This window comes from Bacillus sp. CH_70 (assembly GCF_038007045.1).
Taxonomy (GTDB): Bacteria; Bacillota; Bacilli; order Bacillales; family Bacillaceae_G; genus Bacillus_A; species Bacillus_A cereus.
Genome location: NZ_JBBOWL010000002.1, coordinates 287,760 through 303,622, shown reverse-complemented (window position 1 = coordinate 303,622; position 15,863 = coordinate 287,760). Strand labels below are relative to the sequence as shown.

Sequence of the window (15,863 nt, the reverse complement as noted above, 5' to 3'; positions counted from 1 at the left end):
AGTATCAAACTGTATACAATTTGCCTTTTCACACTAAAAAATGATACTAAGGTCATTGAAAGGCACCTCAGGGTGTCTTTTTCTTAATTCTAATCCGCGGTAACAAATTCATATTTTTTATATAAAAAATGGAAAAAATATTTTATAATTCTATTTAGATTAATATTACGTTTTTAATATAAAATTTATAGAAAAATGGTGGTGATTGATTTTATGTTTAATATTTCAAAGGGTGCGATGGTAGATACAATAAACAATATGATTTACAACATTGCTCTTTATGTCTTTGTATTTATTATTTGCATGTGGATTTTAGTATGTATTGTTCGATTATTTGTAAGGGGATTATCTAGAGTAATACCTATAACGTATACACCTTCGTTGCAATCTAAAGGAAATGGAAAAAGAAAACAAAATAAAAAAAGGAATACGTCTTATAGAGTTCAATCAGTTGGAAAGAAAGCAAATACAAATAAAGTTGTAAATTCTGATTTGGATGATGAAGATGATTTTAACGACTATTATGACGACTACAGTTCCCCTAGCTATTATAGCTCTTCTAATAGTTCAAGTTCTGAAAGTTCATATAGTAACTCCAATTATAACAGCACTTCTAGTTACAAAAATGAAGATTCCTCTAGGTATGATAGTCCTTCTTATAATTCTAGTTATAATAGTAACTCAGATGAAAATGATTACTAATAAAATACTAACTTGCATGATAGTGCACAATCTATTTGTCATAAGAATGCACACATCCATGCATTAAAAACATATTAAATTGCAACAATTATTTTGGTTAGAAATCTTATCCATAACATTAAACTTAAGATGGTTCCATACGGAGAAAGACGCCTTTGGTGTCTTTTCTTTGTATGGATCAGTACCAAGCTTAATATATTACGTAAGAACTTGACGCTATTTTAAAGCGAATGCTGCCCCTGCTGCTACATGAATCGGTCCTCTCAAATATATCCTCCTTTCTATTATTCAAGCTTTATCTCAGCAGTTGGCGAAAATATAATACCCTTTCACCCAGCGCTCTTTTAACCATCTCAGTTTATATTCCATGCTTGGTGTATGAGTTGCTGCAGAATCCATTAAGTTATATCTATCTAAAATCTCCAAACATCTAATAGGGCTTGGTGAACTACCCGCCACTTAAGATCCTAACGGACTGTTTGAAGTGGGGGCTTCTCGGTTAGTCGTTACTTTTGGTAGCTAACGAATTCGTCCTAAGACAGCCGAGCTAACTCCCTTGTTCCAAGGGTTATTTTATTGCTATCTATGCTAACGCTAATAGGCGTATTGCTTCATTTTTGATATTGATAGCTGCGTTATAATCTCTATCGAGATTTACACCGCATATACAAGAGTAGACTCGCTCAGACAATGACATACTTTTCACATTTCCACAACTGCTACATGTTTTTGTGGAAGGAAACCATTTGTCTATTTTCACAAGCTGTTTGCCTTGTTCATTTAGTTTATAAGCTAAGAAAGAAGTGAACATACCCCAAGCATTATCAGCAACGCTTTTTCCAAAATGAAGTGCTTGCGATATTCCCTTCATATTTAGACCTTCAATAGCTACAACATCAAAATGAGTAGCTAACTCTTTAGACTTATGATGAAGGAAGTTCTTACGTTGGTTCGCTACTTTTTCATGTAATTTAGCTACACGGATACGTTGTTTATTCCAACGAATAGAATCTTTTGTTCTTCTTGATAATACTCGTTGAGCATTTGCTAATCGGTCTAACATTTCACGATAGAACTTAGGATAATTGGCTCTCTCATCCTCAGAACTGACGTATAATTGATCCATCGCAAAGTCTAATCCAACAACTGTTTCTACTTCTTTTTGTACGATCTCTTTTTCGTATTCAGTCAAAATGGACACATAGTATTTACCAGTAGGTGTCATAGAAATCGTACATGACTTGATTATATGGCCTTGTGGTATTTCTCTATGCTGTTTGATACGTACCATTTTTAGTTTTGGCAATTTGATATGACCGTTAAGCAACATAATATTTCCGTTCACTACATTCGTTGTATAAGACTTTCTGTCTTTTTTGCTTTTGAATGTTGGGAAGTCATTTAGACCACGAAAGAAATTTTTATAGGCAGTTTGCAAGTTTAGTTGAGCATTTGCCAAAGCTAATGAATCCACTTCTTTTAACCACTCAAATTCTGCTTTGTATTTCGCAGGAGTGGGAAGCTTTTGTTTCTTTAGTTGATCCTTATCATCTTTATGTTTTTCATACGCTTCTTTCCGTTCAGCTAACATTCTGTTATACACGAAACGTACACAACCGAAGGTTTTACGCATAAGATGTGCTTGGTCTTTTGTTGGATACAAACGGAATTTATATGCTTTATTCTGCTTTGTCATATCATTTCACCTCACTTTTCACTTTGACTTTCAATATATGTTTTTACTACGTCTATTGGCGAACCACCAGTAGTTAGCAAGCAAAAACTTCTTGCCCAAAACATCTCTTTCCAAAGTTTCTTTTTCACTTGTGGAAAGTCTCTTTTAATAAGTCGAGAACTTGCACTTTTATAAGCATTGATGAATTTTGTCATTTCTGTATTAGGGTGTGCCTTGAACAAAATATGAACATGGTCTACATCATGATTCCATTCAACTAATGTGATGTTATAGTTTTCAGATAATCGAACAAACATATCTTTTGCATAGTCTGACATATCATCATCAAACACATTTCTTCTGTATTTCACGACCAACACAAGGTGATAATACAACAAGAATACTGAATGGTTATTACTATCTAATTTCATTTATATACCAGCCTTTATAATTTATAAGACTGCTTATATCAGAGGCAAAATAAAAAGGAAAACCTTTTGGCTACGCCAAACCGAAATTCATCTCCCACCTACCGTTGGGCTACGCCCTTCACACGCTTGAGGAAGGAGAATTCTTTCGGGAAATTCGTTAAATATGTTCCCCATGATCCATAAATACTTCAATTGATTCTTGTTGTGGTACGTCTTTTACATTAGTAAGACCAAAAGTAAAAACGGTGGACAACATCATCATTAATAAGATAGCTTTTTTCATTTTAGCGCCCTTCTTTCTTTGCTTATTTTGTCTGCGTCTAAAGCAATGTGTAAATATTTGCTTGCCTTTTCATGATTTTTTGAATTGTAGAATTGGTCACCTAAAAGAGAAGCATATTCTTTTACCCACTCATATAATTCTTCTGCTTCAAAATAAGAAATACCTTCTATAACTAATTTCTCAAATTCTTCGAGTGGTGCTTTATTATGTAATGTCCTTAAGATTTCGAAATGATGACGATAACCTACATCACTAAGCTTATAACCTTGTTCAATATATTCATTAGCAATAGTATGCTTTCCTAGCTTGAAATGTTCTCTCGCTAAAAGAAACATAGTTTTAAAGTTATTCTCTAATGAATTCTCTAAATGTTTAACTGCTAACTCTGGCATGTTTTGACTTGCATATAAAAGTCCTAAATTATGCTTAACGCGTTTAATTAGAATTTCATCACCTGATTTTTTGAAAGTGTCTAATGCTGAAAGTAAATATTCTTCTGCACTTTCAAATTCATTTAGTCGTATGTTTGCCATTCCTAAAGTATTTAAACATGCAGCTATTTTCAATTCATATCCTGCATTATTTATAAATATTTCATTTGCCTTCATAGCATATTGAATTGCTTGAATTGGTTTCATTATATGGTAGTAGTAAACAGCAACCCAATAATTAAATTCTGCTTTTTCAATTTCATCATGCATGTAATTTAGAAGCTTTTCAGCTTCTTCAAAATGAACCCTTGCTTCACTATTGTTGGCCGTATTAATGGCGTAAATCGCTTTAAATAAATGATAATAGTACTCTAAAAATGTTTCATTTTCATCTGGTAAAGGTTCGACTTTGTCTAAAATATCTTTTGAACCCTTCGTATCACGAATTAGAAGGCTGTACCGCGCATTTAGTAAAGCATAATACATTAATATTGTTTGATCTTCCTTGATATAATTAATTTTACTTTCAATATCTTCCTTTATCTTTTCAGACTGTAATACACGTTGTGCAATCATAGCTTGATACCAGTCATTTAATAATTTGGTGATTTTTTCATTAGAAATGAGGTTAACACTCATCTGCTCCTACCCCCTTTTATCAAATATTATCACGGCATACTTGCATTTATAAATATATTCACAATATTTTAACTTGAGAAACTTATTTTTGAATATTCACAGAAGAACATGAAGAAAGTAATTCGAGTTTTTGGTATCACTCTAGAATTAGTAGCTATCTTTAGATTTAGTTTCACTTCAAGCAACAAAATAATGAACATAGGAAAATATTCTAATACAAAAAGAACCATTCTATCACAAATGGCTTCTTTCATCTCATATATTTTCTTTGCTGTACCATTTCAGATACAAGTACATTGATTGTAGAGATATATTCTCTTCCCATAGCCTTTAAGATAAAATCCTGTTCTTCTGTAGGAAATAGCTTAATTTTTCTGTCACAGATTGTTATATTTTTCTACAACTAAATCCCTAAGAAGTCTGGCTCTTTTAAGACTTTTGTATTCGTCTAAAGTTATAACTCTTACAATTGACCACGAGCCAAGCCACATCATTTTTCTGATATAACCACTCGGGATTTTAATTTGAGAAGTATCACAAGCATTTCTCCCACACAGAACAAACAAGGCATTATTGTAGTCATCTCTATATTCTCTGTTGAATTTATGGTCTTTCATAAATTGTTCAAATCCGCAATTACTACATTTAATTTGCACCTTTCTCAGCTCCTTGTTTTTTGTTTTTCTACATATTTTTTAAAAGTTGCACTCGATACATTTCCTGCGGTAGATACAAAATAACTACATGCCCATAAACTTGGAAAATGTTTAGGGTAAGGAAATTCCTCTCTCAATTTTTTGAAGTTAGTCCTTTGATTTCTGCCATAATATCAAAGGACTAAATGTTGACAGCGTGTTTAAAAACATATGTGTATGGTCTTTGTTACACTCTAAAGCGACAATGACAATTTCTAATTCGTCGCATATTTCTTGTACCAACTCCCTAAAGCACTCTTCTAAATCTGTCCGGTATGATGCTCCCTACTTTGTTCAAAGAAACCCGTTGTCCATTCTATCCCTTTCCCCTTTTAATTAAAAAGCTATCTGTTACTCTTTATTTTATATATACTTTTCTTTAATTTAGGCTTTTTATGTAACCTTACTTTGCTTCCATTAATATCAAAATCCAACTTTTCTTCTTCTAAAGCCTCCATTTTCTGCTTATGTTCTTTTTCTATTCTATCTTTTTCTTCTTTTCTCTTAGTCGCTTTAGGACCAATCACGAATAGAATTAAGAAAATACTAACCATTACAATGAACGTAGTCACTAATACTCATCCTCCCTTACCAAAACCTCATACACAAAAAGCTTTTTAACTTATTAGATTTAAATTAGAAGCCTAAAGGAGAATAAGTACTAGTATATATAGAAGGAATAAATATAGATGTTACCTTCACTATTCCTCTATCTCCTTATATAAACCAAAATTATAAATGGCGCAGTAAGGCCGGTACTAGCAATGTCATTACAAATATAAAAATTGAACTATATCTCAAACTTGAACTCCATTTTCCATATTTGGGATGTTCAAACTTCTTATAAAGCATACCTAATGCTAAAGATATCAAAAACATTAATACAGCTGTTCCTAAAATTATAGAAGTAATTAAGCCCACCATATTACTCATAAAAGTTTGAAAATCAAAAGAACGTGTTGTCAACATTAACACTGGTAGAATCCTTATTAAAAGTATGAGGATAAATGAACCTACTCCTAAATATATAGATCTTTTTTTCCACTTTATATGTTTAAACCATAACGAAGCCCCAAAAACTAATAATGATATTAAAATTACTACAGAAAGTATAAGGAAAATAACATCAAAGAATGCAGGCACACTCGCATGGACTGCACCATCTATTTTATCTCCCCCATCTTTTATTACATTACTGTCGCCATTAAACAAAGAACCAAACCAGTCTACAATCCAATCGGTCATCCAAGAAATATCGAATGGTAACTCTTCATTATTTGTTTGTGCAGGAGCAGCTGAGTTATATACCTCCAAATTATCCTCCTCCTTAATTGAAATTAAGCCCTTTACTTTAAGTATATAAACTTACCTAACCAAAACTAAGAAAATATCAAATCTTATCTTATTTTATTAGATAGAAATTCTCCTTCTTCAAATGTGTGCAGGACGATAATCCGACGGTAACAGTAAGAAGGATTTTCCTTTATGCGCATAAACAGAAAAAAGAGCACCCTATCACTAACAATAGGAGTGCTTGTATTTATTTTCATCTATTCTTTTTCTGGCCAAATTTTCGCATTTGGTTCTAATAACCACTTGTGGTCTTCCTCCATGATACGATCATTCCATGGGTTATTCTCAAGATGTCGAATCATCCAACAAAAATACATTGCATATCCAGGCGCAGTTGCTTGCGGATGGTCTAGCTCACCCGGAATTGTAATAAAACTATTATGTACAACGCGATAAGCATCCTCACCAACCATTGCACATCCAAATCCCTGTGGCTTGTTAAAGCGATAATAATATACCTCCGGTTGATCATGGTGATGCGGTGGATAACTGGACCATCTCCCTGGATAAGAAATAACTTCTCCTACAACCATGTTAGAATATGCTGCATTGTTATAGTCAAAAATTGTACGAATAACACGCTGCGCTGTTCCCTCCCATACGCCTTCTCCAGCTACGACACTTTGACAATCATTTGGAGTATATAACTTTGACGCAAATTCTTGGTCATTATCTGTTTTTTGGACAAGCACTTCACTATCTGAAAGAGCAGTAATTGTAACCTTCACATTTTTAGCCACATGTAAACACCAAGGGTTTTCTTCAAAAACAGACTGCCTTTGAATAACTTTTTCCATTCCATCCCACTCTAAACGTATTGCCCCTTCTAGTAAAAGTACTGCCGTTTCATTCTTATTATCAAATAGCACCTCTTCTTTTCCATTAGACATCTTATATATGCCTATATCCATTAACATATCACTGCATTGACCGTTCATTTCTGTTAATACATTATACCCTTCATTTAATTCACCTAATTTTCCTAACACGGCTTTCTCCCCCTTTTAATTAATGGCTACTCTATCATTCTCTATCTTTGTCAGCTAACTAAATTATGAGTTCCTTCTATTAATTAATGAAGAAACCTTTTCTGGTTGTGCTTTGTTTTCACTTCCGAAAATGAGCATATGATTTTTAACGTTTTCGTATGCGGCCTCAATTACATCTTGATGATACATAAAGTAATCTGAATAAGGAGTATTTAGGACAGCAGTGTTAACCGTAGAAACTATATTCTGAAACGTCGCTGTTGCTACATTAATTTTTCGAACACCATGTTGAATACATTGCTTGAAATCCTCTGGGCTAATGCCAGACCCACCATGTAATACTAAAGGAATATCGACTATCCCATTAATCTCCTGCAAGCGGTCTAATCGTAAATCAGGGTCTCCATTGTACATCCCGTGCGCATTTCCAATCGCAACAGCTAACGCATCAACAGCTGTTTCTTCTGCAAATCTTTTTGCTTCTTTAGTACTTGTCAGCATCATTTCAATATCTTCTGATCCGTCCTCACTACCACCTACTCTGCCAATCTCAGCCTCTACTGTCGCTCCGTACTGTTTCGCAAGCTCCACAACTTCTTTTGTCCTTTGGATATTCTCTTCTAATGGATAGTGAGAGCCATCAAACATAATCGAACTAAAACCAATTTCTAATGTCTCTTTAATTTTTCCAAACGTCATACCGTGATCAAAGTGAACTGCTACTGGAACAGTTGCTTTTTTCGCTGCAGCTACCATCAAAGGACCAATTATATGAATGGGCGAATGATTCAAACGAACTTCCGCAATTTGTAGAATGAGCGGGGAACGTAACTCTTCAGCTGCTTGAATAGCTCCCATTACCATTTCCATATTAGCGACACTAAAAGCACCAACCCCATAATTCTCTTGATTTGCCTTTATTAAAATATCCTTCATTTTAACTAATGGCATTACACATTCACCTTTTTCAATATTATTTATTAAATGTAAAATCAACCTTCTCGTCTTTTTACCCCTTTTTTAAGAAGACATGTTGATTACCATACCATTTACTTAGGGATAATCTTAAAACGCTTAAATTACAAACCTGCTTTTTCTTGTATAAATTTTCGAGCTTTTAATGCGTATTCAAAAGGATTCGCTAGAGACGGGTCTTGCTCTGCTTCTACCACAAACCAACCCTTATAATCAGAGTTTGCAAGGGTAGTAAACACTTCATCAAATACAATTACGCCATCTCCCGGAACTGTAAATGCACCATTCTTCACTGCCTGTAAGAAGCTTAATTCGTTTTCCTTTACAGCATCTACTACTTCCTGGCGAATATCTTTTAAATGTACATGTTTAATGCGAGGTAAATATTTTTTCAAAATATACAGTGGCTCTTCTCCTGAAAAAGCAAGATGACCTGTATCAAAAAGAAGGGATACAAGCTCTGGATTCGTCATATCCATTAACTTTTCAATTTCTGCCGTTGTTTGAACACCCGTACCCATATGGTGATGGTATACAATATGTAGCCCCTTTTCCTGAGCTAATTTACCGAGGTGATGTAACCCATCCGCTAGCTTTTCCCACTCTTCTTCTGTAAAAACAGGCTTATTTTTAAATAGTGGTGCATCCATTAAACCTTGAATACTATGCCCTTGCTCTGAAACAACGATGACTTTTGCACCCATATCATGTAAGAAATCCCTATGCTTAATAAATTCTTCTACCGTCTCTTCAATCGGATTCGTTGTTAAAAACGTACTAAACCATGCACTAGCAATCTCCAAGTTTCGTAATTCCAAAGATTTTTTTAATACAACTGTATTTCTCGGGTATTTATTCCCTACTTCACTTCCATTAAATCCAGCTAGTGCCATCTCACTAATACATTGTTCAAACGTATTTTCTGCTCCTAGCTCCGGCATATCATCATTTGTCCAAGCAATTGGTGCAATTCCAAGTTTAATTGCATTTTCTTTGAACATCCCCTTGTCTCTCCTCTTTACAAAATGTGATAGAATTTCGCCAAATTCTCTTAACTGGTCATTAAAAAGAGAGCTTCCTAATCAATATGCATGTAGATAAAAAGCTCTCTTTGTGCTCTAATCTAATAAGACCTTGCCTGTTGCAAGTTGCTTATTTTATCCTCGTACGCAGCTTGTACACTTTGACTATTAGATACCTCTGCAACACCTACATGCCACCATGAATCGTATCCATTTGTCATTGTTTTTGGTAATACTTTAATATCAATTAATGTAGAAACTGTTTGTTTTTTCGCATCCTTAAGCGCTTCCTGTAATTGTTCCATTGATGTAACTTGATACGTTTTTACGCCATATCCAGCCGCGCTAGCTGCAAAATCTATTTTCATAATAGCCCCGTTTAATTTACGAGTTTCCTGGTTTCGGTAACGAAACTCTGTTCCGAAGCTCCCCATTCCATTACCCATTTGTAAGTTATTAATGCAGCCAAATCCAGAGTTATCAAACAATAAAACATTAATTTTTTTGTTTTCTTGAAGACTTGTGACAAGCTCAGAATGTAGCATTTGGTAACTTCCATCCCCTACCATTGCATATACTTCCTTCGATGGTTCAGCTAGCTTTGCACCAAGCGCGCCGGCAACCTCATAACCCATACAAGAGTATCCATACTCCATGTGATATGTATTAGGTTTTCTAGGTGCCCACATTCTTTGTAAATCACCTGGAAGACTTCCTGCTGCACCAACAATAATCGAATCTTCGTCAAGTAATGTATTGATTTGTCCAATGACGGCAGTCTGTGTTAATTCTGTACCAAGTGCGTCTACATACTCATTTAAATTCTCATCGAAATGACCTTCAACTTCTGGCGTGAAACCTTGACCTGTAAAGCGAATATTATGTAGACGTGCTAATTCTGTTTCCCAAGCCTCTTTTGCATCAGTGATTTCTACTGTGTAACTAGATTGATACTCAATTGCTTGCAGTTCATCTATTAGAGCAAGAAGTCCTTCTTTTGCATCCGCTATAACCTTCAATGCATCAAGTTTGTTCGCATGAAATTCCGAAATGTTGATGTTTAAAAACTCAACCTCTTTATTCTGGAACAATTGTTTAGATGCCGTTGTAAAATCAGTAAATCTTGTCCCGATTCCAATAACAAGATCGGCTTCCTTTGCAATTGTATTAGCTGCTAAATTCCCAGTTACCCCAATGCCGCCAAGATTATATGGATGATTGCTTTCTATCGCGCTTTTCCCAGCTTGCGTTTCTCCAAATGGAATGCGGAATGTTTCAGCAAACTGTTTGAGTTCTTCTGCCGCTTCTGCGTATCTTATACCACCACCGCAAATCATAACTGGCTTTTTCTTTCTCTTAATCATTTCAACCGCATCCGCTAAGCTGGCTTTGGTAGGTAGGCGACGCTCAATACGGTGAACGCGCTTTTGGAAGAAGTAAGTCGGAAAATCCCATGCTTCCCCTTGGACATCTTGTGGTAAGCAAATTGTTACAGCTCCTGTATCTGCCGGATTCGTTAAAACACGCATGGCTTGAATCATAGCTGTCATCAATTGTTCAGGACGATTTATCCGGTCCCAGTACTTACTTACCGCACGAAAAGCATCGTTCGTAGAAATAGATAAGTCATGTGTTTGTTCAATTTGTTGAAGAACAGGATCAGGTTGTCTCGTTGCAAATACATCACCTGGAAGTAGTAAAACGGGAATATTATTTGCAGAAGCTGTTGCAGCAGAGGTAATCATATTTGCTGATCCAGGACCAACAGAAGAAGTACATGCCATAATTTGTTTTCTATGTTTTTGTTTTGCAAAAGCCATCGCAGCATTTGCCATTCCTTGTTCATTTCTACCTTGATATACTTCTAATTCTCCTGCGTCTTCTTCTAAAGCTTGACCTAGGCCAACTACATTTCCATGACCAAAAATCGTAAAGATTCCCTTAATAAACTTTTGTTGCTTTCCATCAAACTCTACGTATTGCTGATTCAAAAATCTCACCAAAGCTTGCGCCGTCGTCATTCTAACAGTTTGCATATTGTTTACTCCTTTCCATCTCTATCAGTCATTCTGCATATGAAAAAGGAGTATCAGGAATTTGATAGACTCCTAATACTTCCTTCTTATGTTTTACTACCTTCGTTACTTTCGCTTACAAACAACTAGAAAGATTCTACTTCTCTCTTCATGATTACTTTTCCCAACGAGATGTAAGCATTTTCTTTCTCGTATAAAACTCAACGCCGTCAGTACCATTCGCATGAAGATCACCATAGAAAGAGTCTTTCCAGCCAGAGAACGGGAAGAATGCCATCGGTGCTGGAACCCCAACATTCACACCTAACATACCTGATTCAATTGTTTCACGGAATTGACGTACACTTGCTCCGCTATCTGTATAAATGCATGCACCATTTGCAAAGCGAGATTCATTCGCAATTTCAATCGCTTCATCTAATGATTTCACACGAACAATGGATAAAACAGGAGCAAAAATCTCATCTTGCCAGATTTTCATTTCTTTTGTAACATGGTCAAAAATTGTTGGGCCAACGAAGTAACCAGCTCCTTTTACAGCTGTATCTTCGCGTCCATCACGAACTAATGTAGCGCCCTGCTCTACACCTGAATCGATGTAACCAATTGTACGCTCTTTATGGTTATCACGAATAACTGGTCCTAAAAATACATCTTCATCAAGACCATTGCCGATTACGATTTTATTTGCTTCTTCTAAGAGTCTTCCAACTAATTGATCTGCAATTTCTTCTTCTACTGTAACAACAGAAGCAGCCATACAACGCTCGCCAGCTGAACCGAATGCAGCACTAATAATTTGCTTTGTTGCTAGCTCAAGATTCGCATCATTTAATACAATGGAATGGTTTTTTGCGCCCGCTAGCGCTTGAACTCGTTTTAAGTTTTCTGTTCCTTTTTTGTATACATATTCTGCGACAGGCTGAGAACCTACAAATGAAATTGCCTTCACTAATTTATGTTCCAGAAGACCATTTACTACATCGTGTGCACCATTTACGATATTTAATACACCTTTAGGTAAACCAGCTTCTTCAGCTAATTCTGCTAATTTTGCTGCTAGAAGTGGCGTGCGCTCTGAAGGTTTTAACACAAATGTATTACCGCAAGCAATCGCAAGTGGGAACATCCAGCATGGAACCATCATTGGGAAGTTAAAAGGTGTAATCCCGCCTATAACACCAATTGGGTAACGATACATACCAGACTCAATACCTGTTGCAATATCAGGAAGCTGTTTTCCCATCATTAATGTAGGAGCACCCGCTGCAAACTCCACGCACTCAATACCACGAAGAACTTCACCGTAAGCCTCGTTATAGCTTTTTCCGTTTTCAATCGTAATGAGTTTCGCTAACTCTTCCCAGTTATCTACTAATAATTGTTGATATTTAAATAGAATACGAGCACGTTTTGGTACAGCAGTTTTAGACCAAGACTTGAACGCTTCATTTGCTGCTAATACAGCTTGTTCAACATCTGCTTTTGTTGAAAGTGGTACCTGGGCGATTACTTCCCCTGTTGCTGGATTGTATACAGCTTCCATCTTAGTTGAAATAGATTCTACCCATTCGCCGCCAATGTAGTTTTTTACAATTTGTGCTGTTTGTACTGTCATATTCATTCTCTCCCTTTTATGTAATGTAGAAGCGTATATAAGATACGCCCTTGCTTAATTAATGGTTTATGATGTTTCTATACAATTTCCTCAGCCGTTTCCATGAATGTAGAAATCTCTGCCCTTGTTGGCATTGCATCAGAACAGCTATGTTTTGAAATAACAATTGAAGCAGAAGCACCACCTAATCGCATCGCCTGAGGAATTTCAAGCCCTTGCATTAGGCCATAAATAAACGCAGATGCATACGAGTCGCCAGCACCAAACGTCTTTAATACCTTTGTTTTAAAGATACCGCCTGGGTGTGATTGGCCGTCTCTCGTATAAGCGATTGAACCATCCCCGCCATGTTTAATTACAACTATTTTCGCATGATGAGAAAACCATCTTTCAGCCGTAACTTGGTCATTAGACTGTTCATAGTTTAATAGTTTTTCCATCATATCGAATTCTTCACGCGTTCCAATAATGACATCAGATTTTTCAGCCGCTAGATTGTAATACACAGCCGTTTCAGCTTCTGACTGCCATGTATAAGGGCGGTAATCCACATCAAAAAATACAACTACATTATGCTTACGCGCATATTCTAGTGCTAAAAATACCGCCTCGCGAGAAGGACTTTTCGCTAAAGCTGTTCCTGAAATTAAGAGTGCTTTTGATTGTTTAATATAGTCCTCAGATACTTCTGTTGGATCAAGATTTAAATCTGCGACATTGTCGCGGTACATTAAAATACTGCAATCTTCAGGGCTTTTAATTTCTGTAAATGCTAGACCTGTCACTGCACCTGTACGGTCGATACATATCTGATCTGTATTAATATTGTTACCCTTTAGGTACCCTGTAATAAAGCGGCCCATTTGATCATCGGACACTTTACCGATAAATCCTGTTTGTAAGCCAAGACGCGCTGCACCAATTGCGATATTCGCAGGAGATCCCCCCACATACTTAGTAAACGTTCTTGTTTCTTCCATAGGACGTTGTGTTTCATTGGCATTTAAATCAACGCATAAACGTCCAACTGCAATTAGATCTAATGGACAATCTTCTTTAAAAATAAGTGGATTCATTATTTCTACCTCCCATGCTTTATGAAAGAGTGAATGATATGGTTCATATTTTTTATAAACCTACTATTCATAACTCTTTATCTATCTAGAAGTAAGCGCTCTCTTTATTGATTTAACGTATTCCCCGAAAGAATTCTCCTTCCTCAAGCGTGTGAAGGGCTTAGCCCAACGATAGGTGGGAGATGAATTTCGGTTTGGCATAGCCAAAAACTTTTGATAAACTAGCTATATGAAGTTCTTTGATAACTTGATATAGAAGGTTGCAGGAAGAAAATAGAGTGCGAAAACCAAGCCATTCGGTTCCTGCGTAAAATATCAACCGTACCAAAAGAGCATCCATGCGTTGAACATCTAGGGGTGGAACACCCCAAAGTAACGCTCAGGGAGACGAAAAGTTACTCTCGTCGTGGAACTGAGAAGCTCCCACTTCAAGCTTTGCTAAGTGGCGAGTAGTTCACTGCAGGCTGTTTATGTTCAATTTGGACAGGTTTTCCTGTTAGCAAAGATTCCTTCGCAGCTTTCGCAATTCGCTCTGCTTGTAACCCATCATTACCACTGCAGATAATAGCTTGTCCTTCTATAATTGACTTTGTAAATTGTGTTACTTCCTCAATGTAAGCCTGCGTGTAACGCTCTAAGAAGAAATAAAGTGGCTTATCTTTTACAACACCTTCTGTTTTAGAAACTTGTACTGTTGTCGGGCAACAATTATCCGCAGCAACCGCGCCTTTTTCACCAAACACTTCCACACGCTGGTCATATCCATAAACAGCTTGGCGGCTATTATCAATTACCCCTAAAGCTCCATTCGCAAACTTTAATGTGACAATTGCTGTATCAATATCATTTACTTCCTGAATGGATGGATTAATTAATGTTGTTCCATATGCAAATACTTCAACGACTTCACTATTCATCACATACCTAGCCATATCAAAATCATGAATCATCATATCCATAAACAATCCACCTGAAGAGCGAACATATTCTATACTTGGCGGTTGTGGATCTCTAGACGTAATTTTTAAAATATGTGGGTGTCCCACTTCTCCTTGTTGAATAAGATCATAGACTTTTCTGAAGTTAGGGTCGAAACGTCGGTTAAAGCCTACTTGAAGAGATACTCCTTGTTCTTTTACTACTTCTAATGCATCTAATGTTTCTTCTACCGAGAAACTAACAGGCTTTTCACAGAAAATATGTTTTTTCGCAAGAGCCGCTTCTTTAATAATTTGAGCATGTGTATTTGTTGGTGAACATATAAAGACAGCATCAATTTCTGGATCTGCTAATAAATCCTGATAGTTTGTAGTCAGAGTGGAAATCCCTTTATCCTCGGCCCACTTTTCTAGATGACTAATCACGACATCTGAAACCGCTTTAATTTTTACTTGTGGCATCAGCTGCAAATTATCTACATGCAGTTTCCCAATTCGTCCAGCACCAATAATCCCAATAGTTAAAACATTCATATGATTTCTCCCTCTTTATTTAAATTTAAGAAAAAAATGAAAGTCTATAAGGTTTAGCGTAATTATTTAAGTTAAGCGCTTTCCCTATTTTTCTTCATTATACACACTTGATTCTAAATTGAAAACATTTTTATTTTTTTGAATACTTACCTTTTCATCCGAATTTTAAGTTCCTTCAATAAACGTATTACATAAAAATAAAGAATAATAATTAGAAATAAATAATCTAAAAAGCTATAAATATATTCTTTTAAAATACTGATATAACAAAGAAAACCAAGCCTTTTAAATAGTAACCCCCATCTATAAGGTATTTCTTTCTTTTCATACTCACTATTATTTTATTGTCCAATAAGTAAATAGAATGCCTCTATAAAAGAAAGTTGTAAATTGTCAAAAAATTAAATTGACGACCTCACAATGTAAGCGTATACTTTTTTTATCAAAAATAATTAAGCGCTTAACC

Annotated in this window: 14 protein-coding genes and 1 pseudogene; 1 reads left to right on the top strand and 14 read right to left on the bottom strand. The window is 35.8% G+C overall.

What is annotated here, in order from left to right; translation table 11 throughout:
- The first annotated feature begins 213 nt into the window (after window positions 1–213).
- The gene (locus N2V79_RS28495) at window positions 214–702 is read left to right on the top strand and encodes a hypothetical protein (protein WP_340720485.1); all 489 of its coding nucleotides are present in this window, start codon (window positions 214–216) and stop codon (window positions 700–702) included.
- A gap of 583 nt (window positions 703–1,285) precedes the next feature.
- Here N2V79_RS28495 and N2V79_RS28490 read toward each other — a convergent pair.
- The 14 genes and pseudogenes from N2V79_RS28490 to iolG form a co-directional block, all read right to left on the bottom strand.
- Window positions 1,286–2,398, bottom strand: coding sequence for an RNA-guided endonuclease TnpB family protein (locus N2V79_RS28490; protein WP_340720401.1), 1,113 nt, complete (start codon window positions 2,396–2,398; stop codon window positions 1,286–1,288).
- Between the two features lie 11 nt (window positions 2,399–2,409).
- A complete protein-coding gene (gene tnpA, locus N2V79_RS28485; RefSeq protein WP_340720402.1) occupies window positions 2,410–2,808 on the bottom strand; it encodes an IS200/IS605 family transposase in 399 nt (132 codons plus the stop codon).
- Between the two features lie 157 nt (window positions 2,809–2,965).
- On the bottom strand, window positions 2,966–3,091 hold the full coding sequence (locus tag N2V79_RS28480; protein WP_017658030.1) for a hypothetical protein: 126 nt from the start codon (window positions 3,089–3,091) through the stop codon (window positions 2,966–2,968).
- Complete coding sequence (locus N2V79_RS28475; protein ID WP_071731142.1) at window positions 3,088–4,161, bottom strand: response regulator aspartate phosphatase; 1,074 nt, start codon at window positions 4,159–4,161, stop codon at window positions 3,088–3,090. The genes N2V79_RS28480 and N2V79_RS28475 overlap by 4 nt, the downstream gene beginning before the upstream one ends.
- 661 nt (window positions 4,162–4,822) lie before the next feature.
- Window positions 4,823–5,126 (bottom strand): annotated as a pseudogene (gene tnpA, locus N2V79_RS28470) (IS200/IS605 family transposase); the annotation flags it as partial.
- 74 nt (window positions 5,127–5,200) lie between these two features.
- Entirely contained in the window at window positions 5,201–5,428 is a 228-nt protein-coding gene (locus N2V79_RS28465; RefSeq protein ID WP_071732440.1) for a hypothetical protein, read from the bottom strand.
- Window positions 5,429–5,588: 160 nt separating this feature from the next.
- Window positions 5,589–6,188 (bottom strand): hypothetical protein, encoded by a 600-nt coding sequence (locus tag N2V79_RS28460; protein ID WP_340720542.1) that lies wholly within the window; start codon window positions 6,186–6,188, stop codon window positions 5,589–5,591.
- Window positions 6,189–6,406: 218 nt separating this feature from the next.
- On the bottom strand, window positions 6,407–7,198 hold the full coding sequence (locus N2V79_RS28455) for a 5-deoxy-glucuronate isomerase (RefSeq protein ID WP_098630121.1): 792 nt from the start codon (window positions 7,196–7,198) through the stop codon (window positions 6,407–6,409).
- 63 nt (window positions 7,199–7,261) lie between these two features.
- Window positions 7,262–8,149, bottom strand: a complete 888-nt coding sequence (locus N2V79_RS28450) for a class II fructose-bisphosphate aldolase (protein WP_340720484.1) — start codon at window positions 8,147–8,149, stop codon at window positions 7,262–7,264.
- Between the two features lie 128 nt (window positions 8,150–8,277).
- On the bottom strand, window positions 8,278–9,174 hold the full coding sequence (iolE, locus tag N2V79_RS28445; protein WP_340720483.1) for a myo-inosose-2 dehydratase: 897 nt from the start codon (window positions 9,172–9,174) through the stop codon (window positions 8,278–8,280).
- A 122-nt stretch (window positions 9,175–9,296) separates the two neighbouring features.
- On the bottom strand, window positions 9,297–11,231 hold the full coding sequence (gene iolD, locus N2V79_RS28440; protein WP_340720482.1) for a 3D-(3,5/4)-trihydroxycyclohexane-1,2-dione acylhydrolase (decyclizing): 1,935 nt from the start codon (window positions 11,229–11,231) through the stop codon (window positions 9,297–9,299).
- A 154-nt stretch (window positions 11,232–11,385) separates the two neighbouring features.
- Window positions 11,386–12,849, bottom strand: coding sequence for a CoA-acylating methylmalonate-semialdehyde dehydrogenase (locus tag N2V79_RS28435; protein ID WP_340720481.1), 1,464 nt, complete (start codon window positions 12,847–12,849; stop codon window positions 11,386–11,388).
- Window positions 12,850–12,926: 77 nt separating this feature from the next.
- Window positions 12,927–13,925 (bottom strand): 5-dehydro-2-deoxygluconokinase, encoded by a 999-nt coding sequence (gene iolC, locus N2V79_RS28430; RefSeq protein ID WP_340720480.1) that lies wholly within the window; start codon window positions 13,923–13,925, stop codon window positions 12,927–12,929.
- Window positions 13,926–14,353: 428 nt separating this feature from the next.
- Window positions 14,354–15,397: an inositol 2-dehydrogenase gene (gene iolG, locus N2V79_RS28425; protein WP_340720479.1), complete on the bottom strand. Its 1,044-nt coding sequence runs from the start codon at window positions 15,395–15,397 to the stop codon at window positions 14,354–14,356.
- Window positions 15,398–15,863: the final 466 nt, after the last annotated feature.